Origin of the sequence: Halomonas sp. 11-S5 (assembly GCF_029889825.1) — a bacterium.
In the GTDB taxonomy this organism is placed as follows: domain Bacteria; phylum Pseudomonadota; class Gammaproteobacteria; order Pseudomonadales; family Halomonadaceae; genus Halomonas.
The window spans coordinates 113671-134843 of sequence record NZ_JARANW010000001.1 but is presented as its reverse complement, the minus strand read 5'-3'; the positions used below and the strand labels follow the sequence as shown (position 1 = coordinate 134843).

General features: G+C 67.2%; 24 protein-coding genes and 1 tRNA gene. 9 read left to right on the top strand and 16 right to left on the bottom strand.

The genetic code is table 11. The features are described 5' to 3' along the window. Positions 1-3: 3 nt before the first annotated feature. The 6 genes from OP497_RS00625 to OP497_RS00600 all read right to left on the bottom strand — a co-directional run bounded on the left by OP497_RS00625 (position 4) and on the right by OP497_RS00600 (position 2745). Positions 4-357 (bottom strand): TusE/DsrC/DsvC family sulfur relay protein, encoded by a 354-nt coding sequence (locus OP497_RS00625; RefSeq protein ID WP_280545805.1) that lies wholly within the window; start codon positions 355-357, stop codon positions 4-6. Next, positions 357-647, bottom strand: a complete 291-nt coding sequence (gene tusB / locus OP497_RS00620; protein ID WP_280545804.1) for a sulfurtransferase complex subunit TusB — start codon at positions 645-647, stop codon at positions 357-359. The genes OP497_RS00625 and tusB overlap by 1 nt, the downstream gene beginning before the upstream one ends. A 21-nt stretch (positions 648-668) precedes the next feature. Continuing rightward, positions 669-1043 (bottom strand): sulfurtransferase complex subunit TusC, encoded by a 375-nt coding sequence (gene tusC, locus OP497_RS00615; protein WP_280545803.1) that lies wholly within the window; start codon positions 1041-1043, stop codon positions 669-671. A 20-nt stretch (positions 1044-1063) separates the two neighbouring features. Further along, entirely contained in the window at positions 1064-1456 is a 393-nt protein-coding gene (gene tusD, locus OP497_RS00610) for a sulfurtransferase complex subunit TusD (protein WP_280545802.1), read from the bottom strand. A 70-nt stretch (positions 1457-1526) separates the two neighbouring features. Then, positions 1527-2195 (bottom strand): Bax inhibitor-1/YccA family protein, encoded by a 669-nt coding sequence (locus OP497_RS00605; protein WP_280545801.1) that lies wholly within the window; start codon positions 2193-2195, stop codon positions 1527-1529. A 79-nt stretch (positions 2196-2274) separates the two neighbouring features. Further along, a complete protein-coding gene (locus tag OP497_RS00600) occupies positions 2275-2745 on the bottom strand; it encodes an NUDIX hydrolase (protein WP_280545800.1) in 471 nt (156 codons plus the stop codon). 124 nt (positions 2746-2869) lie between these two features. Between OP497_RS00600 and OP497_RS00595 the strand changes: the two genes are divergently transcribed. Continuing rightward, a tRNA-Ser gene (locus OP497_RS00595) sits at positions 2870-2959 on the top strand. A gap of 96 nt (positions 2960-3055) precedes the next feature. Here the strand turns inward: OP497_RS00595 and OP497_RS00590 are convergent. After that, complete coding sequence (locus OP497_RS00590; protein WP_280545799.1) at positions 3056-3706, bottom strand: metallophosphoesterase; 651 nt, start codon at positions 3704-3706, stop codon at positions 3056-3058. A gap of 89 nt (positions 3707-3795) precedes the next feature. Between OP497_RS00590 and OP497_RS00585 the strand changes: the two genes are divergently transcribed. Next, positions 3796-4350: a YaeQ family protein gene (locus OP497_RS00585; protein WP_280545798.1), complete on the top strand. Its 555-nt coding sequence runs from the start codon at positions 3796-3798 to the stop codon at positions 4348-4350. Between the two features lie 19 nt (positions 4351-4369). Here the strand turns inward: OP497_RS00585 and OP497_RS00580 are convergent, their stop codons facing one another. Next, positions 4370-6076, bottom strand: coding sequence for a potassium/proton antiporter (locus OP497_RS00580; RefSeq protein WP_280545797.1), 1707 nt, complete (start codon positions 6074-6076; stop codon positions 4370-4372). Between the two features lie 161 nt (positions 6077-6237). Between OP497_RS00580 and OP497_RS00575 the strand changes: the two genes are divergently transcribed. Further along, positions 6238-7461, top strand: a complete 1224-nt coding sequence (locus OP497_RS00575; RefSeq protein WP_280545795.1) for an ABC transporter substrate-binding protein — start codon at positions 6238-6240, stop codon at positions 7459-7461. Here the strand turns inward: OP497_RS00575 and OP497_RS00570 are convergent. From OP497_RS00570 to OP497_RS00560, 3 genes are all read right to left on the bottom strand, one after another. Next, complete coding sequence (locus OP497_RS00570; protein ID WP_280545794.1) at positions 7458-8237, bottom strand: alpha/beta fold hydrolase; 780 nt, start codon at positions 8235-8237, stop codon at positions 7458-7460. The two genes, OP497_RS00575 and OP497_RS00570, sit on opposite strands and share 4 nt — an antisense overlap. Positions 8238-8263: 26 nt before the next feature. Beyond that, positions 8264-8947, bottom strand: coding sequence for a 7-cyano-7-deazaguanine/7-aminomethyl-7-deazaguanine transporter (locus OP497_RS00565; protein WP_280545793.1), 684 nt, complete (start codon positions 8945-8947; stop codon positions 8264-8266). A 189-nt stretch (positions 8948-9136) separates the two neighbouring features. Further along, positions 9137-11047, bottom strand: a complete 1911-nt coding sequence (locus tag OP497_RS00560) for a propionyl-CoA synthetase (protein ID WP_280545792.1) — start codon at positions 11045-11047, stop codon at positions 9137-9139. A 332-nt stretch (positions 11048-11379) separates the two neighbouring features. On the opposite strand from OP497_RS00560, the gene OP497_RS00555 reads away from it, so the two are divergent. Next, positions 11380-11709 carry a metalloregulator ArsR/SmtB family transcription factor gene (locus OP497_RS00555; RefSeq protein ID WP_280545791.1) on the top strand — a complete coding sequence of 110 codons (330 nt, stop codon included), beginning with the start codon at positions 11380-11382 and terminating at the stop codon, positions 11707-11709. 11 nt (positions 11710-11720) lie between these two features. On the opposite strand, the gene sohB is transcribed toward OP497_RS00555, so the two are convergent. Continuing rightward, complete coding sequence (sohB, locus tag OP497_RS00550) at positions 11721-12761, bottom strand: protease SohB (RefSeq protein ID WP_280545790.1); 1041 nt, start codon at positions 12759-12761, stop codon at positions 11721-11723. A gap of 133 nt (positions 12762-12894) precedes the next feature. Here sohB and OP497_RS00545 point away from each other — a divergent pair, with 133 nt between their 5' ends. After that, positions 12895-13206 carry an SCP2 sterol-binding domain-containing protein gene (locus OP497_RS00545; protein ID WP_280545789.1) on the top strand — a complete coding sequence of 104 codons (312 nt, stop codon included), beginning with the start codon at positions 12895-12897 and terminating at the stop codon, positions 13204-13206. 32 nt (positions 13207-13238) lie between these two features. Here OP497_RS00545 and nudC read toward each other — a convergent pair whose 3' ends face one another. Genes nudC through OP497_RS00525 form a run of 4 tightly spaced genes read right to left on the bottom strand, consistent with a single transcriptional unit; the run spans position 13239 to position 16048 of the window. Then, positions 13239-14012: an NAD(+) diphosphatase gene (nudC, locus tag OP497_RS00540; RefSeq protein ID WP_280545787.1), complete on the bottom strand. Its 774-nt coding sequence runs from the start codon at positions 14010-14012 to the stop codon at positions 13239-13241. Beyond that, a complete protein-coding gene (gene dnaQ, locus OP497_RS00535) occupies positions 14012-14773 on the bottom strand; it encodes a DNA polymerase III subunit epsilon (RefSeq protein WP_280545786.1) in 762 nt (253 codons plus the stop codon). The genes nudC and dnaQ overlap by 1 nt, the downstream gene beginning before the upstream one ends. 38 nt (positions 14774-14811) lie before the next feature. Beyond that, positions 14812-15282, bottom strand: coding sequence for a ribonuclease HI (rnhA, locus tag OP497_RS00530; protein ID WP_280545785.1), 471 nt, complete (start codon positions 15280-15282; stop codon positions 14812-14814). Then, a complete protein-coding gene (locus tag OP497_RS00525) occupies positions 15275-16048 on the bottom strand; it encodes a methyltransferase domain-containing protein (protein ID WP_280545784.1) in 774 nt (257 codons plus the stop codon). Before OP497_RS00525 ends, rnhA begins: the two co-directional genes overlap by 8 nt. Positions 16049-16144: 96 nt before the next feature. Here OP497_RS00525 and gloB point away from each other — a divergent pair, with 96 nt between their 5' ends. The 4 genes from gloB (at position 16145) to OP497_RS00505 (ending at position 21172) form a co-directional block, all read left to right on the top strand. Next, positions 16145-16912 (top strand): hydroxyacylglutathione hydrolase, encoded by a 768-nt coding sequence (gene gloB, locus OP497_RS00520; protein WP_280545783.1) that lies wholly within the window; start codon positions 16145-16147, stop codon positions 16910-16912. Between the two features lie 73 nt (positions 16913-16985). Continuing rightward, positions 16986-18167 (top strand): transglycosylase SLT domain-containing protein, encoded by a 1182-nt coding sequence (locus OP497_RS00515; protein ID WP_280545782.1) that lies wholly within the window; start codon positions 16986-16988, stop codon positions 18165-18167. Positions 18168-18209: 42 nt separating this feature from the next. Further along, positions 18210-20039, top strand: coding sequence for an extracellular solute-binding protein (locus OP497_RS00510; RefSeq protein ID WP_280545781.1), 1830 nt, complete (start codon positions 18210-18212; stop codon positions 20037-20039). A 59-nt stretch (positions 20040-20098) separates the two neighbouring features. Further along, positions 20099-21172, top strand: a complete 1074-nt coding sequence (locus tag OP497_RS00505) for a microcin C ABC transporter permease YejB (protein WP_280545780.1) — start codon at positions 20099-20101, stop codon at positions 21170-21172. Position 21173 lies beyond the last annotated feature (1 nt).

Genomic DNA, 21173 nt, shown 5'->3' with positions numbered 1-21173 from the left:
GGGTCACAGGCAATGGGTGGGCTTGGGCAGGCCGGCCAGGCGGGCGGCGACCTTGGCCGGGCTGCCCGGGAAGAGTCGCATCAGGTGGATGGAGCGCCCCTTCTCGGGGCCAAGGGCCCGCCCCACCGCCTTGACCAGGGGGCGCATGGCGGGCGCCATCTCATAGCGCGCATAGAAGTCGCGCAGCACCTGGAGGATCTCCCATTGCTCCGGTGTCAGTTCAATGCCCTCTTCTTGCGCCAGGGCCTCGGCGACCTCCGGCGACCAGTCATTCATGTCGACGAGATAGCCTTCCGGATCCAGGCCATATCGCCGTGATCCAACAGGAAGATAACGGTATATTTCTGTCGTTGCCATCAGTACCAGCTCACCGTACGCTCGGCTTCCTCGGTCAGCTCCACGAAACCATCCACATCGACCACCTGCACGCTGGCATCGCAGCGCCCCAGCAGCCCGCGGGACTCCAGGTCCTCCTTCAGGGCAAACAGGCGACCCTCCAGGCCCGTGTAATACCGCACCAGCTGAGGGAGCGCCCCCTGGACCCCATCCTCGATCAACAGCAGGCGATCGTCCGGCGACATGCCGGCCAGGGCCTGCTGATAGACCCGGCTGGTCGCCGGAGAACGGTTCACGACATGCAGCAGCATTGGCGCACTCCTTGCGACAGGCTAGAAGGTCAACACCAGGCGATGTCCGCAGAGGACACGCGCCAGTGCCATGGGCGACAAACACGCCACCTCGAGCATCAAGTCGTCGCTCGAGAGGCCGAGACACGATAGCCCCTGCTCTTCCACCAGCAGGGTCTCGATATCATACATCTCCAGCATCTCCAGCGTTGCGGCCGTGCCCTTCTGCCCCAGGGGGCCCACCTGCTGCCCCGGCAGCAGTGCCGTCACCCCCTCGCCCATGAACAGCAGGGAGACGCGGCGCCCGAAGGCGGCGGCGACCAGGGCGGCATCCAGGCCCTCCCTCAGCCAGCTGCTGCCGTGGGGACCGTGGCGCAGGATGACCAGCAGGTCACTGTCGTCGTGGTGTTCTTGCATCGGGACTCCGTCGAATGCCCTCAGGGGCCGAAGGTGACCAGGCGGTCGCAGCGGGTGCCGAGATCGACCAGTTGGCCCAGCCCGGTCAGCTCGAAGGGCGCCTGAACGCTGACGCCGTCCTTGCCATGCCTTGCCGCTTCCCGTTCGTCCAGCAGGCCGCGGCGCAGCGCGGCGGCGATGCAGACCTGCAACGCGACCCGATGCTCGTTGGCGAGCGCCGCCCATGCATCGACCAGGTGTGGCTCGTCCTGGGGGGGAGCGGCCAGCCGGGCGGCATTGTGCACCCCATCATGGTAGAAGAACACCGCCTCGAGACGGTGGCCCCGTGCCACCAGGGCACGGGCGAAGCGCAGGGCGGAGTGGCTCGCCTGGTCACTGTAGGGGGCACCCATCAGCAGGATGGCATAGCGCATGGGGGTCCTCCTGAAACAGCCTGGCCCCGCCGGAAGGCGGGGCCAGGGATCCGTGATGTGGCGGTGGCCGTCAGTCCTGGCTCATGATCCCCAGGATGGAGAGCAGGCTGATGAACAGGTTGTAGATCGAGACGTAGAGGGTAATGGTGGCGAGGATGTAGTTGGTCTCGCCGGCCCGATGGATAATCTCGCTGGTCTGGTAGAGGATCGCGGCCGAGGCAAACAGCACGAAGCCAGCCGAGACCATCAGCGACAGTGCGGGGATCTGCAGGAAGATGCCCGCCACCATGGCAATGATCAGCACGATGGCACCGGCCATCAGGAAGTTCGCCAGGAAGCTGAAGTCCTTGCGCGTGATCAGCGCCACGACCGAGAGGCCGACGAAGGTCACCCCGGTCATGCCCAGCGCGGTCATGATCAGCTGGGCACCGTTGGGCAGGGTGAGGTAGGCGCTGAGGATCGGCCCCAGGGTGAAGCCCATGAAGCCGGTGAAGGCGAAGGTGGAAAGCAGGCCGAGCGCCGAGTTGGCGGTCTTGTGCACCAGGAACATCAGGCCATAGGCGCCGATGAAGAACACCAGGATGTTCATTCTCTCGATGCCCATCGACATGGCGGCACCGGCCGTCACGGCGGAGAACAGCAGGGTCATCGCCAGCAGGCCATAGGTATTGCGCAGGACCTTGCTGGTACCGACGGCCTGGGTCTGCTGCCGTGTCATCTGCGTGTCTTGGTAAGCCATGGATCCGAAGCTCCCTGTGTGGTTGATCTAGTCACTTGACCTAGCATGCCGCCAGAAGGTTCCCGACGCAAGAGACTGGCTAGTCTGGCTTCAACGCGCTTTCTGCGGACATCGCCTCGGCCAGCACCCGGCGCGCCACGCGAGCGGCCGAGTCACAGACCTCCCCATCGTCCTGCTCGAGTGCCGCGAGGTCCATCCAGCGCAGCTCGGTGGCATCGTCGGCAGCCGCCTCCACCCCGCCCTGCCACTCAAGCTGCACCACCACGATGACGAAATGCATCCTCAGCAAGCCCGCCTCGTCGTGGTCGAACAGGTCGATGGCTGTCAGGATGCGTCGGGGCGCCGCGAGCACACCGGTCTCTTCCATCAACTCCCTCGCCGCCGCCTGCTGGAGACTCTCGCCCGCCTCCACCTTGCCGCCGGGCAGGGCCAGCATACCCACGCTGGGCGGGTTGCGTCGTCGCACCATGAGGATGCGGTCACCCTTGATCACGGCGGCCGAGACGGCAGGGACCGGACGAACCCCGGCGCTCACTGTGGGCTCAAGCATGATGCTCTCCTGCCGTTACTGATTTCTTCATTGTGCCTCACCTCGCCATGAGAGGCCTAACATCTTGATCCCTAGGCGCTCTTGACCCGGCGGGGAAAGCTGGTAGTATACCCACCGGTAAGCCGGAGGGATGGCAGAGCGGTTGAATGCACCGGTCTTGAAAACCGGCGAAGGTGAGAGCCTTCCCAGGGTTCGAATCCCTGTCCCTCCGCCACTTCTTATTAAGAATCAGGCGCCTACGGGCGCCTTTTTCATGGGGCGGACATCCTGCCCATTACCCGGGCAACGCTTGTCATTGTCGTCGCCCTCCTCACCTCAGCAACTCGCGTGCATCGACCAGCGTCAGGCGGCCGGTGCTGAAGGCGCCGGTGTCGAGGTAATGGACGTTGCCCAGGGTCAGCGGCCGCTCCACGATGGTGTGGCCGACGACGACGGCGTCGATCCCCGCCACCGGCGTCGCGTCGCCCCGCTGGATACGCGAGCGCCCCCAGACCAGCGTTTGCGGGTCGGCCGCCTCGATACACGTCCAGTCGGCCGGCGGCTCGGCGTGCACCATGCCGACGCGCTTGCCCATGACCGCGACCTCGCGCGCCAGGGGCAGATGGCGAAGCGCCGCCTGCAGGACCCTTCGCGTCTCGCTCACGCCGCTCTCGACGACCCAGCCACCGCCATTGATCATCCACAACGCCCAGGCACTGCTGCCCTCGCCGTCCCACAGCGCGTTGTGGGCCAGTTCCTCATGGTTGCCGCGCACGGCGTGACACCACGGCATGAAGGCGAGCTTCAGACAGTCGAGCGAATCAGCACCTCGGTCGATGAGGTCGCCAACGCAGAACAGACGGTCCTCCGAGTGGCTGAAGGCGACGCCCTGCAAGGCTTCCTGCAGCAGGCGGTACTGGCCGTGAATGTCACCCACGAAGAAATCGCGGCCCCTGATGTTCGCTGCGTGCTTGGTCAGCATGGTACGACCTCCTTCCCCCGACGACGGCGACCAGGTCATATGTCATGATGGCAGGCCCTATTTCCCAGAAGGGCGAGCGGCTTAGCCACATGGCACTGAAGGCAATGATCCACAAGGTCCAGTTGCAGATCGCCGACATGGACCGGCACTACTATGCAGACCACACCCTGACCGTGGCTCGCCATCCGTCGGAAACCGATGCGCGCATGATGGCCAGGCTGCTGGCCTTCGCCCTGAACGCCGATGAGTCGCTCGCCTTCGGGCGTGGCGTGAGCACCGAGAACGAACCCGACCTCTGGCGCAAGGACCTGACCGGCGACATCGAGCTCTGGATCCAGCTGGGCCAGCCCGACGAGAAGTCCGTTCGCCGCGCCTGTGCCCGCGCCAAGCGAGTGGTTCTGTATACCTACAGCGGCCAAGGCGCCGCGATCTGGTGGGACTCGCTTGCTGGCAAGCTCGCCACCCTCGACAACCTGACGGTGGTCGACGTCTCACCGGTATCGGTCGAGGCGCTGAGCGGGCTGGCGGCGAAAAGCATGACGCTAAGCTGCATCATCGAGGATGGCGGTGTCTGGCTGACCAGTCCAGAGCGAGGGGCTGTCGAGGTGCAACTCGAGGTGCTCAAGGACGCGCGCGCCGGTTGATGCCCGGGATGGCCACGGGTCAGTAGAGCCTGAGCCCCACACGGGTGACCTTGTTGCCGTCCATCTCGCTGACCACCCAGTGGATGCCGTGCCAGTCCACGTCATCGCCCACCACCGGGTGACCACCGACCCGCAGGGAGATGAACTCGGCCAGCGTCATGTCCTGCTCGCCGGGGCTCAGCGTCAGGCCATAGGCATCGGCGATGTCGCGCATCTGGGCCTCGCCGTCGAAGGTGAAGGTACCGAAGAAGGCCCGCTCGCGCTTGAGCTTGGCATCCCCGTTGAACAGGCGGTTGAGCGCCGGCAGATCGTCGGTGCGACCGATCACGCAGATCACGTCACCCAGCCGCAGCCGGGTGCTGCCCTTGGGGTGCAGCATGGCATGCTCGCGGAAGAGCGCCGAGATCAGCGCCCCGGAGGGAAAGCGCAGCAGCCGGATCGGCACGTCCTCGAGGTCGGCGTTCTCGACCTCGTAGACGAACATCTCGTAGTCGTTCTCGGGCAGGATGCCCAGTGGCCCGCGCCGGTTAGGCGTCACGCTGGGTGGCAGCTCGACCCTCATGCGACGCGCCATCCACGGCAGAGTGCCGCCCTGGATCAGCAGCGACAGCAGCACCACGGCGAAGGCGACGTTGAAGTAGAGCGAGGCATTCTCCACCCCGCCGATGACCGGGAAGATCGCCAGCACGATGGGGACCGCCCCGCGCAGGCCCACCCAGGCGATGAAGCCGGTCTCCCGCCAGCGGAACTTGAAGAAGGGCTTGACGGCGACCAGCACCGCCAGCGGCCTGGCGACGAAGATCAGCGCCAGGGCCACCAGCAGTGCCGGCAGCGCGTAATCCAGCATCTCGCTGGGGGTGACCAGCAGGCCCAGCACCAGGAAGAGGCCGATCTGGGAGAGCCAGGCCAGGCCATCGTGTACCGGCAGAATGAAGGCGAGGTGGCGCCCCGGCCGGTTGCCGATCATCAGGCCGGCCAGGTAAATGGCCAGGAAGCCACTGCCGCCCAGCGCACTGGTCAGGCCGAAGATGCAGAAACCCAGGCCCAGTGCCAGCAGCGAATAGAGCCCCGGGGCCAAGTCCAGCCAGCTGAGCAGGCGCGCACTCAGCCAGCCGAAGCCCACGCCGATGACGATGCCCAGGCCGAACTGCTGCACGAGGAACAGCAGGGTCTCGCCTACCCCGCCGATATCGCCGACCAGCACGTCCACCAGCATCACCGTGAGAAATATCGCCATGGGATCGTTGGTCCCGGACTCGATCTCCAGCGTCGCCCCGACCCGCTCGTTGAGATTGACGCCCCGGCCACTGAGCATGGAGAACACCGCCGCGGCATCGGTGGAGCCCACGATGGCCCCCACCAACAGCCCCTGCACCAGGCTCAGGTCGAACAGCCACATGGCAAACACGCCCACCAGCGAGCTGGTGATGAAGACCCCCAGGGTGGCCAGGGAAAGCGCCGGCCGGAAGCCGACGCGGAAGGTCTTGAGGCGAGTTCTCAGGCCACCGTCGAGCAGGATCATGGCGAGCGCCAGGTGGCCGATCAGAAACGCCAGCGAATAGTCATCGAACTGGATGCCGAGCAGGCCCTCCTCCCCGGCCAGCATGCCCAGGCCCAGGAAAATCAGCAGCAGGGGGACCCCGGCCATCGAGGAGAGCCGGCTGGCAAGAATGCTCAGGGCCAGCAGGAAGCCGCTGAGCAGGAAGAGGGTATTGATCGAATCCATGGCATCCTGCCTCGGCTGCGAGAGAACGGATTATCGCATGCCGCGCCGGTCACGGCGATTTGCGTTTGTGGTCATGACTGGCCGCGGCCCGTGGGCAGCGGTTAAGGTTGTGCGGCACCAACGCAAGACCGGATAGCGCGCATGGCAGGAGACCCGTTCCGATGATCACATCCGTTTTTCGGCGGTCTCTTTGCTGGAGCCTGCTGCTGTCGGCAACCGCCCTGCTGGCGACGCTACCCGTCGCAGCCGACCCACCGGCCGCCGCCGTGGAACCGCAGGAGGGCTACCCGCCGCTGGGCACCGAGGTGATGGTGCCCGACCTCAAGGCCCTTGCCGACGAGGCGGCAAGGGCCGCCGCCGAGGCCGCGGCCTGGGCCGAGACCCGCCGTCGCTACCGAGAGGCCCCGACCGGGCCCAGCGTCGACACGCCCTCGCGCCCCAGCGTCCCGGCCATCGCCCTGCGCCCGGCGGAACCGATCGAGCCGCCGCCGGTCACCTCGCTACGCATCATGCTGGACGGCTATCCCAGCCCTCGTCATGCCGCCCTGTTCGTCGCCCGGGAGAGAGGCCTGTTCGCCAGCCGCGGACTCGAGGTGACCCTCGCGACACCGGCCGATCCGGATGTGCCCAGCAAGCTGCTGGCGGCGTCACGGATCGAGCTGGCGGTGGCCCGCCAGCCACTGTTGCACCTCGAGGTCGATCGCGGCATACCGCTGGTCCGCATCGCCACCTTGGTCGCCATGCCCTTGAGCGCCCTGGTAGTGCGCGAGGACGGGGCCATCGAGACCCCTGCCCAACTGGCCGGTTCGCGCATCGGCCATGCCAATATCGACAGCCGTGACGTGCTGCTGGCGGCCCTGCTGCGCGGCGCGGCGATCCGCGACGACGAGATCGAGACCGTGGCGCTGCACTTCCGGCTCGACGATGCCCTGCGTGAGGGGCGCGTGGATGGCGTGATCGGCGCCATGCGCCATCTGCTGCCCCGCCAGCTCGCCGACGAGGGGCTGGCCACCCGGGTAATGCGCGTCGAGGAGTTGGGCATCCCGCTCCATGATGGCCTGGTGCTGCTCGCCAATCGCGACCACCTGGCACCGCAGCGGGACGCCATCCGCCGCCTGGTGGCGGCCATCGAGACGGCCACGGCCTGGATCGCCAACCACCCGGACGAGGCCTGGACGCTGATCGCGAACGCGGAGCCGGCCCTGAACACCGCGGTCAACCGCGAGGCCTGGGAGATGGTCCGCTCGCGCCTGAGCCTCAGCCCGGCGGCCCTGGACCAGGGCCGCTACCGCCGCTTCGAGGACTACCTCTTCGAGGCCGGCCTGATCCGGGAGCGCCACCCGGTATCGCGACTGGCCATCGACCCCGGAGCGCCGCCCCGCTAGCCCTCCACGCGCTCGAGGAAGGCGTTGACCGCCGCCTGAAAGGCCTTGGGCTGCTCGGCATGCAGCCAGTGGCCCGCCTCCAGGGTCTCGATCTCGGCCCGCGGCAGCACCTCGCGCAGCGCCGGCAGCATCTCGTCGGTCACGTAGCGTGAGCGGGCACCGCGCAGCACCAGGGTCGGCCCGTCGAAGGCGCCCTCTCCCGCCGGCTCTCCCATGATCGTCTCGTAGTCGTCCTGGATCGCGTCGAGGCCGATGCGCAGCCGCAGGATGCCCTCGTCGTCGCGCTCCAGGTTGGTGGCCAGGAAGAGGCGCACCGCGGACTCCTCGACATGCTCGGCGAGCAGCGCGTCGGCCTCGCGGCGATTGGTGGGCTGACCCGTCTCGACGCGGCGCAGGGCGGCGAAGACGCTGTCGTGGTCGTGCCCGTAGGCGAGCGGCGCGATATCGGCGACGATCAGCGAGGCCAGGCGGGACGGGGCCAGCCTGGCCAGGCTGATCGCCACCTTGCCGCCCATGGAGTGACCCAGCAGGTGGGCCTTGGCCACGCCGAGCCGATCCAGCAGGGCGAGGAGGTCCTCGGCCATGGCGTCGTAGCCCATCCCCGCGACATGCGGCGAACGACCATGGTTACGCAGGTCGACGGCTATCACCCGATGCCGGCGCTGCCACTGCTTGAGGTGGGAGCGCCAGTTGTCGGCACTGCCGAGCAGGCCGTGGACGACCACCAGCGGGGTCTCGTCGCCCCCGGTATCGATGTAGTGAAGTGCGATGGGCATCTCAGTCTCCTCGGCTGGGGGTAGAGTCAGATTCGGGCCCGTGCCGCGCCGGGCATCAGGTCGGGGCTGCCCGTCACGGCCACCAGGCGGCGGCTGAGCCAGGCCAGCAGCACGCCATACAGGGGCAGGAAGAACGCCAGGCTGATGCCGAGCTTGATGACGTAGTCGACCCAGGCGATCTCCGGCCAGTTGGCGGCCATGAAGGGATCGGGGCTCTCGTGGAAGGCAATGGAGAAGAAGGCGAAGGTATCGACCAGGTTGCCGAGCACCGTGGAGACCGCCGGCGCCACCCACCAGGCCTTCAGGGTGCGCAGGCGGTCGAAGACCTGCACGTCCAGCAACTGGCCCAGCACGTAGGCCATGAAGCTTGCCAGCGCGATCCGCGCGACGAAGAGATTCCCCTCGCCCAGCCCCTCGAGACCGGCAAAGCCGCCGCGCGGAAAGACCACCGAGACGACATAGGAGATCACCAGCGCCGGCAGCATGACCCTCAGCACGATGGCTCGCGCCGGCTCCTTGCCGAACAGGCGCACGGTGAGATCGGTGGCCAGGAAGATAAAGGGGAAGCTGAAGGCGCCCCAGGTGGTATGGAACCCGAACAGGGTGAAGGGCAGCTGGACCAGGTAGTTGCTGGCGGCGATGACCAGGATATGGAAGGCGACCAGCAGCGCCAGGCAGCGCCGATACTGGGCATCGGAAAGCACGAACATCACGGCATCCTTTTTTGGGGAGGGGTGAGGGAACCCTCGTGTCACGGGAGCCGCCCGTGGGGCGGACGGGCCGGGCATTATACGGCCTGACCCGGCGCCTGGCCATGGCTCGCCCTGCCCCGGAGACGCCGCCGCCCTTCAAGGGCGGCGGCGTCTTGCGGTCGAGGTCAGGCGTCGGCGCGGCTGGCGTCAGATCGGGCGGGCCTCGTGGGCGGTACCCACCGAGCGATCCTTCATGGCCTCGTGCACGTCCTGCAGGCTCGCCGGGTCGTCGATGGTCGAGGGCACGCCGAACTCCTTGCCGTCGGCGATGTTGCGCAGCAACTTGCGCAGGATCTTGCCGGAACGGGTCTTGGGCAGGCGGTCGACCACCAGCACCTGCTTGAAGCAGGCGACGGGCCCGATCTTCTCGCGCACCAGGGCGATCAGCTCCTCCTCGAGCGCGACCTCGTCACCGTCGAAGCCATCCTTGGGAATCACCAGCCCCACCGGCAGCTGGCCCTTGAGGGCATCGTGAATGCCGATCACCGCGCATTCGGCCACGGCGGGATGGGCGCCGACGACTTCTTCCATCTCGCCGGTGGAGAGCCGGTGGCCGGCGATGTTGATGACATCATCGGTGCGCCCCATGATGAACAGGTAGCCATCCTCGTCGAAGTAGCCACCGTCACCGGTCAGGTAGTAGCCGGGGAAGGCCGCCATGTAGGCGCTGTGGAAGCGCTTCGGGTCACCCCAGATACCGCTCAGACAGCCAGGCGGCATCGGCTGCTTGATCACCACGCTGCCCTGCTCCATGGCGCCGACCGGCTCTCCTTCGCGATCCAGGACCTGGACGTTGAAACCGGGCACCGGCACCGTCGCACTCCCCGCCTTGGTGGGCATCGGCTCCAGGCCCTGGAGGTTGGCGGCAATCGGCCAGCCGGTCTCGGTCTGCCACCAGTGGTCGATCACCGGCACGTCCATCAGGTCGTCCAGCCAGTGGAAGGTCGGTGGATCCAGGCGCTCACCGGCCAGGAACAGCGCCTTGAGGCAGGAGAGATCGTACTGGGCCATCAGCCTGGCGTCCGGGTCTTCCTTCTTCATGGCGCGGAAGGCCGTGGGCGCGGTGAAGAAGCTCTTGACCCGGTACTCGCTGATCAGCCGCCAGAAGGCCCCGGCATCCGGGGTCTTCACCGGTTTGCCCTCGTAGACCACGGTGGTGCAGCCGCGCAGCAGGGGGGCATAGACGATGTAGGAATGGCCGACCACCCAGCCCACGTCGGAGGCCGAGAAGAAGACGTCGCCGGGAGCCACGTCGTAGATGGTGTCCATGGAATAGCTCAGTGCCACGGCATAGCCGCCGGTATCGCGCACGACCCCCTTGGGCTTGCCGGTGGTCCCGGAGGTGTAGAGGACATACAGCGGATCGCTGCCCTTGACCGGCACGCAGTCGGCCGGTTCGGCCTTCTCGACCAGGGTTGCCCAGTCGTGGTCGATCGCCCCCAGTTCAACGCGATGCTGGTCGCGCTGGAACACCACGCAGGCCTCGGGCTTGTAGCGGCTCTGCTCGATGGCCGCGTCGATGATCGGCTTGTAGGGCAGCACCCGGTCGACCTCGACCCCGCAGGAGGCGGCGACGACGACCTTGGGCTCGGCATCCTCGATGCGCACGGCCAGCTCGTGGGGGGCAAAGCCGCCGAACACCACCGAGTGCACGGCGCCCAGGCGCGCGCAGGCGTACATGGCGACCAGCGCCTCGGGCACCATGGGCATGTAGATCACCACCCGGTCGCCCTTCTCCACGCCCAGCGCCTTCAAGGCCCCGGCGAAGCGGGCCACCTGGTCACGTAGCTCGGCGAAGGTGAGGGTCCGCTTGCTGTCGGTGACCGGGGAGTCCCAGAAGATGGCCGGCTGATCGCCACGGCCCTGCTCGACATGATGATCGAGGGCGGCATGGCAGATATTGAGCTCGCCATCCACGAACCAGCGAGCATGGCCCGCCGCGTCGTATTCGAGAATGGTCGTGGGCGGGGTGAACCAGGGAATGCGCCTGGCCTGCTCGGCCCAGAAGGCCTCGGGGTGATCAATGGAGCGGCGAAACTCGTCTTGGTACATGCTCATCTGCATCCTGTCAGCAATCGAAGGGGCGTTAATTGTTGACACTCTAGAGCAACTTCGCGGTCCTAACCTCATACCATCGGCTAATCATCGACAAAAGTGCAAGGCATCCGGGCTCAATTGTCGACAACAAGGCGGGCGACGCAGCGGATTCGCCATTGATCCAGCGTTGACTCGGCGACAGACGCCAAGCTGGACTATTATTGAGGATAAGCTGAATCAGGATATGCACGAGCAACTGACGCCACCCGCGAACGGCGGGCTCATGGGAAGGCACTCAACAGCGCAGGCAACCGGCAACCGGGATGCCGGACCTGCCCGGCAGGGGACAGATCATGGGCAATACCAGCGGCGCTGCAGCACGCCTCCTGGAAGGCGGCACAGCGGTTATCGACGAGGCCAGCGCCCTGCTCAAGGCGATGGCCAACGACAACCGGTTGCGGATACTCTGCCTGCTCGACGGCACCGAGCTGTCGGTGACCGAGCTCAACCAGCGACTCTCGCTCAGCCAGTCGGCGCTCTCCCAGCACCTGGCGATCCTGCGTCGCGAGAACCTGGTCAGTACCCGCCGCGAGTCCCAGACCATCTACTACTCCTTGCATGGCAAGCGGGCGAGAACCCTCATCGAGGCCCTCGGCAGCCTGGAATTGGGCGGCAGGCCTTAGGAGCCTGCCGATCAGCGCTTCTGCCAACGCCCGGCATCGAGCATCTCCAGCCCCCGCTCGATGCTCTGCTCCACGCCCCGCGAGACCGCCAGGCCCAGACGGTCGCCGAGGCTGTGCTTCTGTTCCAGCTTCAGGCTGATCACCTGCGCCTGCTGCATGCGCTCGACCAGGTAGGCCTCGCTGGTACCCAGGGCATCCACCAGGCCTCTGGCCAGGGCATCACTGCCGTACCAGATCTCGCCGGTGGCCACCGCCTCGATGTCGAGCCCCGGACGCCGCTCGGCCACATGGCGCTTGAAGAGCTGGTGGGTGGTCTCGAGGTCCTCGAGGAACTTCTCGCGGCCCTCCTCGGTATTCTCACCGAAGACCGTGAGGGTGCGCTTGTAGCGCCCCGCCGTGAGCAACTCCACGTCGATGTCGTGGCGCTTGAGCAGGCGATACAGGTTGGGCAGCTGGGCGACCACCCCGATGGAGCCGATCACCGCGAAGGGGGCGGCTCGCAGCTGGTCGGCCGCGCAGGCCATCAGGTAACCGCCGCTGGCGGCCACCTTGTCGACACACACCGTGCTGGAGAGGCCCGCCTGGCGCAGGCGATCCAGCTCGGCGGCCGCCAGGCCGTAGCCATGCACCAGGCCGCCGGCCGACTCCAGGCGGATCACCACCTCGTCCCCCTGGCTGGCCACCGCCAGCACCGCCGAGACCTCCTCGGCCAGCTGCCCGGTGCCACTGGCCTTGATGTCACCATGGAAATCGAGCACCCAGACCGTCGGCGAGGCCTCCCCTTCCTCCTTGCGACCGCGACGCTCATGTTTCTTGTCATCGCGCCGGAAGGCCTTGGTCAGCCGTTTGCGCGCCCCCGGCTGGCTGGCCGCCAGCTGCATGCGCCGACGGCGGTAACGGCGCGTGCCGTTGAGCTCCTCGAGTCGCAGTCGGGTGCGCTCCCCGGTCTCGCCCCTGACCCGCAGGATCACCGCCACCGCCAGGCCGATGACCACCACCAGGGTCAACAGCTGCGCCACGAACATGCCGAATTCCGTCAGCCACTCGTTCACCGTTTTCTCCTCTGTCCTCGCTGTCCCGACATCCTGCCCGCGGCCTTCCCGCCGGCACAAGGGCGCTTGATTAAAACGATCGTTTCAAATACGCTCTGACACCGGACACCCTCCCCTGCGATCAAGGATCCCCATGTCAGACGCCACCATCGACAAGCTCCAGCGTCGCTTCGACGCCGAGGCCGCCAGCGGCATGCATGAAGTCTTCCAGTTCCACTTCTCCGATGCCGACGACCATTATCTGGTCGTGGACGACGGCACGCTGGACGTCCACGAGGGCGAGCACGACGACCCTTCGGTCAGCCTGAGCATGAGCCGCGAGACCCTCATGGGGGTGATGAACGGCGAGATCAACGGCATGAACGCCTTCATGACCGGCAAGCTCAAGGCCACCGGCAACGTCATGCTGGCCACACAGCTGACCCGCCTGTTCCCCGGCCACTGAGCACTCATCCTGGGGTCAGACCCTTCAGCATCCTAGCCCCGAGGCTCGACCTCCCTGAGGTGGGTCTCGATCAGCGCCCGGGAGATGGAGTAGAGCGGCGGCAGCTGGGGCAGGCGCCGCGGGCTGAACCAGGCGGCATCGGCGATCTCGACGCCGTCGATGCGGATGCGCCGGCTGGCCGCCTCGGCAAAGAACCCCAGCATCAGCGAGTGGGGGAAGGGCCAGGCCTGGCTCTTGTAGTAACTGACGCGCCCCACGCTGAGCCCCACCTCCTCGAAGATCTCGCGGCGCACGGCCTCCTCGGCCGATTCGCCGGGCTCAATGAACCCGGCCAGGGTCGAGTAACGCCCCGGCGGGAAGCGCGGACTACGGGCCAGCAGCAGCGACTCGCCATGGGTGACCAGGGTGATGATGCAGGGCGAGATGCGCGGGTAGTTGCGATGGCCGCACTGCTCGCAATGCATGGCGAACTCGGCATCGAGGCGCCTCGTCGGCGCACCGCAGCGGCCACAGAAGCGGTGGTTGTCGAGCCAGGCCGCCACCTGGAGCGCCGTGGAGACCAGTGGGTACCAGGATTCCGGCAGGCGGGCCAGCCAGGCCCGGGCGTCGAGCCAGTCTTCCCCGGGCTGTGCCTCCAGCGAGAGCGCCACCGGCTCCTCCTGCCACCAGCACAGCGGCTGCATCCGCTCATGCCAGGGCTGGAAGGCTTGCAGCGGACCCTCGTCGACCCCGGGCGCGATGCGCCCCCCGGCCAGGCGAATGACCCGCCCGGCCGCCTCTTCGCTGGGCAGTTCTCGCCGCAGCATCAGGGTGACGGCTCACCGACGGGCAGGCCGGGGTGAGCATCCCAGCGACACTCGCCGGCCGCATCGCGGATACGTTCCAGCTTGGCCCGATGGGCCGCCAGTTCCGCCTCGTCGGGTGGCACCACCCGCAGCTGGCCCGGGGAAAGGGACAGCCGGCGGATGGCTAGCCCCTGCGGCTCACCGGCACGCCCTTGCGAGGTCGCCGAGGCGTCCAGGGAGAGCAGGGTCTGCCCCCCGGTCATGGCCAGGTAGACGTCGGCGAGGATCTCGGCGTCGAGCAGAGCGCCGTGCAGGACACGATGCCCGTTGTCGATCTCGTAGCGCTTGCACAGGGCGTCCAGGCTATTGCGCTGGCCGGGATGCTTGTCGCGCGCCAGGGTCAGGGTATCGAGGATCCGGCAGTGGTCGGCCACCGGACCGAGCCGTGGCTCGCCGCGCCGCGTGTTGAGCCTGCCGAGCTCATGATCGATGAAGCCCACGTCGAAGGGGGCGTTATGGATCACCAGTTCGGCCCCCTCGATGAAGGCCCAGAAGGCATCGGCGACCTCGGCGAAGACCGGCTCCTCGGCCACCCGCTCGTTGGTGATGCCGTGCACGCCCACGGCCTCGGCCTCGATCTTGCGCTCGGGGTTGATGTACTGGTGATAGCGATTGCCGGTAAGGCGGCGGTTGACCATCTCCACCGCCCCGATCTCGATCAGGCGATGGCCGTCACGGGGATCGATGCCGGTGGTCTCGGTATCCAGAATGATCTGACGCATGGCAGTCTCTCGTCGGGTCGCAAGGGAAAAGCGGGACGTCAGGCGCGGGCCCGGTGTTCGTCGATGGCCTGGTTGGCCAGCTCGTCGGCCCGCTCGTTGCCGGGATGGCCACTGTGCCCCTTGACCCAGTGCCACTCGATCGCGTGGCGATGGGTCTCCTCGTGGAGCTCTCGCCATAGCTCGGCATTCTTGACCGGCTGGCGGGAGGCGGTCTTCCAGCCACGCTTGATCCAGTTGTGGATCCACTCGGTGATGCCCTTGCGCAGGTACTCCGAGTCGGTCCACAGCGCCACCCGACAGGGGCACTTGAGCTCGCGCAGCGCCATGATCGCCGCCATCAGCTCCATGCGGTTGTTGGTGGTCTCCGCCTCGTAGCCCTTGAGCGCCTTCTCGTGGTGACCACTGACCAGCAGGGCCCCCCATCCGCCGGGGCCGGGATTACCGCGGCAGGCCCCGTCGGTATAGATCGTCACTGTCTGCGGGGGCTCGGCGTGGCGTCTGTCAGTCACCCTTGCGGTTCCTTTCCGGTTGTGGCCCGACCCGCGTGGCGCTGCCCAGCGCCGGCCCGACCAGGGGGCGGGCCAGCTCGAAGTGCGAGCGCTGCGACTGGGCGAGTTGCGCCCGGCGGCGGGCATGAATCATGTAGCTGTCACCCAGCGGCAAATTGTGGCGCCGCCCGAGGGTCTCCAGTACGGTATTGCGCGGCAGGCTGCCGGGCAGATGAAAACCGCAATAGTCTACCCGCTCTATCTCGAAGTCGACAAACGCCAGCCAGTCGCCAAGCCGCCCGGGAGAGCGCCAGTGGCCTCGCCAGGGCATGCGACGTCGTCTGCCCGGCCAGGCCCGCGAGAGCCCACCGGCGCTCAGCGGACACCAGCCGAAGATGATCAGTCGTCCATTGTCGGCGGTGACACGCGCCGCCTCCTGCAGCATGTGGTGCGGTTCGTCCACCACCTCAAGCAGATGGTGGACCACCACCAGGCTCAGGCTATCATCGGGGAGAGGCAGGGCATCCGGGGGGCACACCAGGGTCGCGTCATGGTCGGCCATCTCGCGGCTCGGTGACCAGCCCAGGGCATGGCGGATCGGGCAGATGTCGCTGAGCACGGGGGCCATGCCCAGCTCCAGACTGTGCTGCCCGACGAGGCGTTCGCAGACCGGCCCCAGGCAGGCGCGCTCGGCCCGCCACAGCGCCTGACCGGCCGTTGAGGCCCAGTAAAGCCGTCCCTCACGGACCAGTCGCGTCAGGGTGTGGGGATCCCGCGAATTTGACATAGTGCCGTTTTCCCTCCACAGTGCCGGATTTTGTAAACCCTATCGCAACGAATCGCGGCAGCGTCTGGCAACGCCTCCGTCAAGGACCCCAAGCCCATGTTGAGCGTGACACCGATACCCGCCTTTAGCGACAACTATATCTGGTTGCTGCGCCAGGACACGAGCCAGGCAGTCTGCGTGGTGGACCCCGGCGATGCAACGCCGGTGATCGAGTGGCTGGAGCGCGAGGGGCTGAAGCTGGGCAGCGTGCTGATTACCCACCATCATCACGACCACACCGGCGGCCTGGCGGAGCTGATCAAGCGCTATTCGCCGCGGGTGATCGGCCCGGACAACCCCGAGATCGAAGGCATCGACGAGCGGGTCGGCGACGGCGACGAAGTACGGGTAATGGGCCGGCTGTTCGAGGTGTACGCCCTGCCCGGCCACACCCTGGATCATATCGGCTTCTTCACGCCGGGCATCCCGCCGCTGCTGTTCAGCGGCGACGTGCTGTTCAGTGCCGGCTGCGGCCGGCTCTTCGAGGGCACCCCGGCACAGCTGCATGCGTCGCTGTCGCGCCTCGAATCCCTGCCCGAGGACACCCTGGTGTTCGCCGCCCACGAGTACACCCTGGCCAACCTGGCGTTCGCCCGCGCCGCCGACCCGGACAACCCCGATGTCGAGGCCGCCGTGGCGGAGTGCCAGCGCGCCCGTGAACTCGACCGCCCCACCCTGCCCACCACCCTGGGTCGCGAACGGCGCATCAATCCCTTCCTGCGCTGCGCCTCGGCCGGCGTGCGCCAGGCCGCGGCGGCGCATGGCGACACCGACAGCGATCTGGCGACCTTCACCACGCTGCGCGCCTGGAAGGATGCCTTCTGAACACGCCGTTGTTGGACGACACGAAGCCTGCCCGTGGCGGCAGGCCCCTGCATGACCAGGAGATCACCTTTCGATGACCTACCACACGACACGTCGACGGATCCTGGGCTTCACCAGCTGTCTCGCGCTGATGGGTTCACTGATGGCCACCACCGGCAACAGCCAGGCCTCACCGACACCCCAGCGCGTATTCAAGGACGATTCGGCCAGCCACACGGCCCAGCCTACCCCGCTTCCTCCGAACCAGAGCTTCTGGGATGCCCTGGCCCTCGAGCCCGGGGATGCCTGGTCGCGCCTCGCCGAGGCCTTCCAGTGGCAGGAGGACGCCGATCAGGCACGCGTGCAGCAGTGGATCGACCACTACCGCCAGAGCCCCCACAACATCGTCGAGATCACCGAGCGCGCCCGGCCCTGGCTCGCCTGGATCACCGCGCGGGTGGAAGAGCGCGGCTTGCCCGGCGAGATCGCCCTGATCCCCTTCATCGAGAGTTCCTTCGACCCCACCGCCCGTAGCCACCGCGGCGCGGCAGGCCTCTGGCAGTTCATGCCCGGCACCGGCAACGCCCTGGGGCTGCGCCGCGGCGGCGGCTACGATGGCCGCCTGGATGTAGCGCGCTCCACCCGTGCCGCCCTGGACTACATCGAGATGCAGGCCGAGCAGTGGTACGAGGGTGACATCGCGCTCTCCCTGGCCGCCTACAATGCCGGTGCCGGCACCGTGAACCGTGCCCGCAGCGCCGCGCTCTCCCGAGGGCAGGCCGGCAGCTATTGGGACCTCGATCTGCCGCGAGAGACCATGGCCTACGTCCCCAAGCTGATTGCCATCTCGGCGATCATCGCCGAACCGGAACGCTACGACGTCGAACTGCCCCAGATCGACGCCGCGCCGGCCGTCGCCGAGGTCCCGGTGACCCGGACGCTGAAACTCGGCGAGGCGGCCCGCCTGGCGGGCGTCTCACGCACAGCGCTGGCCGACCTCAATCCCGGCCTGCTCGGTAACCGGGCCGACCCCCGCCACGTCAAGCGGCTGCTGGTGCCCGCCGACAGTGCCACGCGCATGGTGGCCCGCCTGCGCAGCGATACCCCCGGGCGCACGACTGTCGACGACGAGGTCTACGTGGTCCGCCGCGGAGACAGCCTCTCCGCCATCGCCTCGCGCCACGCCGTGGCGCTGGCTGACCTGGCTCGCTGGAACAGCATCGAGCGGCCCGACGCTTTACAACCGGGCCAACAGCTGACACTTTCCGGTAGTTGATGATCGGGGCCACGCCCCCGCCTGCTACAAGGAACCTGATCGATGCGACACGCTGCCCCTGGCCTGGGCCTGCTGCTGGGCACGTTGCTCGGCGGACCGGCCCTGGCGGCCGCCCCGGCCGATGTACCGACCGTGCACGGACTGGCCCTCTATGGCGACCCGCGCCTGCCGGCGGACTTCGCGCACTTTCCCCATGCGAACCCCGACGCCCCCAGGGGGGGCAGCCTGGTGCGCTCAGCCATCGGTAGTTTCGATTCCACCAACCCCTTCATCATCCGCGGCACCCCGGCCACGGGGCTGACCGAGATCTACGATACACTGCTGACCCAGAACCCCGACGAGCCCTTCTCGATGTATGGCCTGCTCGCCGAGGGCGTACGGCTGGATCCCGAGCGGCAGTGGATCGAATTCGACCTGCACCCCGAAGCACGCTTCCATGACGGCGAGCCGGTCACCGCCGAGGACGTGGTGTTCAGCTTCGAGACCCTGACGGAGAAGGGCCAGCCCTTCTACGGCGCCTACTATGCGGACGTCGCGGGAGTTCGCGCCGTGGATGAGGACACGGTGCACTTCGACCTGGCCGACAGCGAGTCCCGTGAGCTGCCGCTGATCATCGGCCAGCTGCCGATCCTGCCGGCCCACTTCTGGCAGGAGCGTGACTTCGAAGCCACCACCCGCGATGCCCTGCTCGGCTCCGGCCCCTACCGCATCGGCGAGGTGGAGCCGGGACGGCGCATCGTCTACCAGCGCGTCGACGACTACTGGGGACGGGACCTCCCGGTGAACCGGGGCCGCCACAACGTCGAACGGCTGGTCTACGACTACTACCGCGACCAGACGGTGGCCCTCGAGGCCTTCAAGGCCGGCAACCTCGACATGCGCATCGAGACCAGTGCGCGGAACTGGGCCACCGCCTATGACTTCCCGGCCCTGGCAGAGGGGTTCGTCAAACGGCTCGAGGTGCCGGACGGCCAGCCCGCCGGGATGCAGGCCTACGTGATGAATCTGCGCCGCGACAAGTTCCAGGACGTTCGGGTCCGCGAGGCCCTCAACCTGGCCTTCAACTTCGAGTGGCTCAACCGCAATCTCTTCTACGGCGCCTACCAGCGCACCGAGAGCTACTTCGCCAACTCCGAGATGGCCGCCGAGGGCCTGCCGAGCGAGGCCGAGCTGGCCCTGCTCGAGCCTCACCGCGAGGCCCTGCCCGAGCGGGTCTTCGCAGAACCCTTGCCCATCGAGCATCCCGAGCAGATGCGTCCACGGCTCGCCAGGGCATTGGAGCTGCTGAACGAGGCAGGCTACGTGGTGCGTGATGGCGTCATGACCCACCTCGATTCCGGTGCGCCGCTGAAGCTGGAGGTACTGCTCTTCGACACCCAGTTCGAGCGGGTCGTGCAGCCGCTGCTGCAGAACCTGGCCAAGATCGGCATCCAGGGTGATATTCGCATCGTCGACGTCAACCAGTACCTCAACCGGCTGCGCAGCTTCGACTTCGACATCATCGTCGGCAGCTTCCCCCAGTCGGCCAACCCCGGCAACGAGCAGCGCGACTTCTGGACCAGCGAATATGCCGAGGTTCCCCAGAGCCGCAACCTGATCGGGCTCAGCAACCCGGTGGTCGACGACCTGGTCGACACCCTGATCGCCGCCGACTCCCGGGAGGCGCTGGACACCGCCGCCCGAGCGCTGGACCGGGTGCTGCGCTGGGGCTTCTACGTGATTCCCCAGTGGCACCTCGGGAAGACACGCATCGCCCTGTGGGACAAGTTCGGCTGGAAGGAGCCCTTCCCCGCGTACAACCTGGACCTGGCCGCCTGGTGGGTGGATCCCGAGCGCGGCGCCGAGATCGAGACCCGTCAGCGCAACCGCTGAAGGTGCATGACCGGTGGCCGGTTCGCCGGCTGCCATCATCCGTGGAGTAAGGATACGCTGTGGCCCGCTATGTACTGCGCCGCCTGCTGCTGATGATCCCCACCCTGCTGGGGATCATGCTGCTCAACTTCATCATCGTCCAGGCCGCCCCGGGCGGTCCCATCGACCAGGTGCTGGCCCGCTTCCAGGGGCTCTCGAGCCAGGCGAGCACCCGCATGGAAGGGGGTGGCGGAGACGTCGCGTCGGGCGGCGAGTCGCGAGGCGCCCGGGGCATTCCGCCCGCCTTCATCGAGAAGCTCGAGGCCCAGTTCGGGTTCGACCAGCCCGCCCATGAGCGCTTCCTCGGCATGATCGCCGACTACGCCACCTTCGATTTCGGCGAGAGCTTCTTCCGCGACGAGCAGGTCACCACCCTGATGCTCGAGCGGCTTCCCGTATCGATCTCGCTGGGGCTGTGGACCACGCTGGTGGTCTATCTGGTATCGATCCCGCTGGGCATTCGCAAGGCGCTGCAACATGGTTCACGCTTCGACGTCTGGAGCTCGGGACTGGTGATCGTCGGCTATGCCATCCCCGGCTTCCTGTTCGCCATCCTGCTGATCGTGCTGTTCGCCGGCGGCAGCTACTGGGACCTGTTTCCGCTGCGCGGCCTCACCTCCCCGGACTTCGGCGAGCTCTCCGCCTGGGGCAAGGTCAAGGACTACCTCTGGCACATCACCCTGCCGGTGATCGCCTCGGCGATCGGCAGCTTCGCGACCCTGACCATGCTGACCAAGAACAGCTTCCTCGACGAGGTCCACAAGCAATATGTGCTCACCGCGCGTGCCAAGGGGGCCAGCGACCGACGAGTGCTCTACGGCCACGTCTTCCGCAACGCCATGCTGATCATCATCGCCGGGCTGCCGGCCGCCCTGGTCGGCATCTTCTTCACCGGCTCGCTGCTGATCGAGGTCATCTTCTCGCTCAACGGCCTGGGCCTGTTGGGCTTCGAGGCGGTAATGCAGCGCGACTACCCGGTGATCTTCGGCACCCTCTACCTCTATACCCTGATCGGCCTGGTCCTGAAGCTGATCTCCGACCTGACCTATGTGTGGGTGGACCCGCGCATCGACTTCGAGACACGGGAGTCCTGAT

Bases quoted from the DNA above. Each gene is read 5' to 3' on its own strand.
- OP497_RS00625 (WP_280545805.1), bottom strand. From the start codon at position 357: ATGGCAACGACAGAAATATACCGTTATCTTCCTGTTGGATCACGGCGA.
- tusB (WP_280545804.1), bottom strand. From the start codon at position 647: ATGCTGCTGCATGTCGTGAACCGTTCTCCGGCGACCAGCCGGGTCTAT.
- tusC (WP_280545803.1), bottom strand. From the start codon at position 1,043: ATGCAAGAACACCACGACGACAGTGACCTGCTGGTCATCCTGCGCCAC.
- tusD (WP_280545802.1), bottom strand. From the start codon at position 1,456: ATGCGCTATGCCATCCTGCTGATGGGTGCCCCCTACAGTGACCAGGCG.
- OP497_RS00605 (WP_280545801.1), bottom strand. From the start codon at position 2,195: ATGGCTTACCAAGACACGCAGATGACACGGCAGCAGACCCAGGCCGTC.
- OP497_RS00600 (WP_280545800.1), bottom strand. From the start codon at position 2,745: ATGCTTGAGCCCACAGTGAGCGCCGGGGTTCGTCCGGTCCCTGCCGTC.
- OP497_RS00590 (WP_280545799.1), bottom strand. From the start codon at position 3,706: ATGCTGACCAAGCACGCAGCGAACATCAGGGGCCGCGATTTCTTCGTG.
- OP497_RS00585 (WP_280545798.1), top strand. From the start codon at position 3,796: ATGGCACTGAAGGCAATGATCCACAAGGTCCAGTTGCAGATCGCCGAC.
- OP497_RS00580 (WP_280545797.1), bottom strand. From the start codon at position 6,076: ATGGATTCGATCAATACCCTCTTCCTGCTCAGCGGCTTCCTGCTGGCC.
- OP497_RS00575 (WP_280545795.1), top strand. From the start codon at position 6,238: ATGATCACATCCGTTTTTCGGCGGTCTCTTTGCTGGAGCCTGCTGCTG.
- OP497_RS00570 (WP_280545794.1), bottom strand. From the start codon at position 8,237: ATGCCCATCGCACTTCACTACATCGATACCGGGGGCGACGAGACCCCG.
- OP497_RS00565 (WP_280545793.1), bottom strand. From the start codon at position 8,947: ATGTTCGTGCTTTCCGATGCCCAGTATCGGCGCTGCCTGGCGCTGCTG.
- OP497_RS00560 (WP_280545792.1), bottom strand. From the start codon at position 11,047: ATGAGCATGTACCAAGACGAGTTTCGCCGCTCCATTGATCACCCCGAG.
- OP497_RS00555 (WP_280545791.1), top strand. From the start codon at position 11,380: ATGGGCAATACCAGCGGCGCTGCAGCACGCCTCCTGGAAGGCGGCACA.
- OP497_RS00545 (WP_280545789.1), top strand. From the start codon at position 12,895: ATGTCAGACGCCACCATCGACAAGCTCCAGCGTCGCTTCGACGCCGAG.
- nudC (WP_280545787.1), bottom strand. From the start codon at position 14,012: ATGCTGCGGCGAGAACTGCCCAGCGAAGAGGCGGCCGGGCGGGTCATT.
- dnaQ (WP_280545786.1), bottom strand. From the start codon at position 14,773: ATGCGTCAGATCATTCTGGATACCGAGACCACCGGCATCGATCCCCGT.
- OP497_RS00525 (WP_280545784.1), bottom strand. From the start codon at position 16,048: ATGTCAAATTCGCGGGATCCCCACACCCTGACGCGACTGGTCCGTGAG.
- gloB (WP_280545783.1), top strand. From the start codon at position 16,145: ATGTTGAGCGTGACACCGATACCCGCCTTTAGCGACAACTATATCTGG.
- OP497_RS00515 (WP_280545782.1), top strand. From the start codon at position 16,986: ATGACCTACCACACGACACGTCGACGGATCCTGGGCTTCACCAGCTGT.
- OP497_RS00510 (WP_280545781.1), top strand. From the start codon at position 18,210: ATGCGACACGCTGCCCCTGGCCTGGGCCTGCTGCTGGGCACGTTGCTC.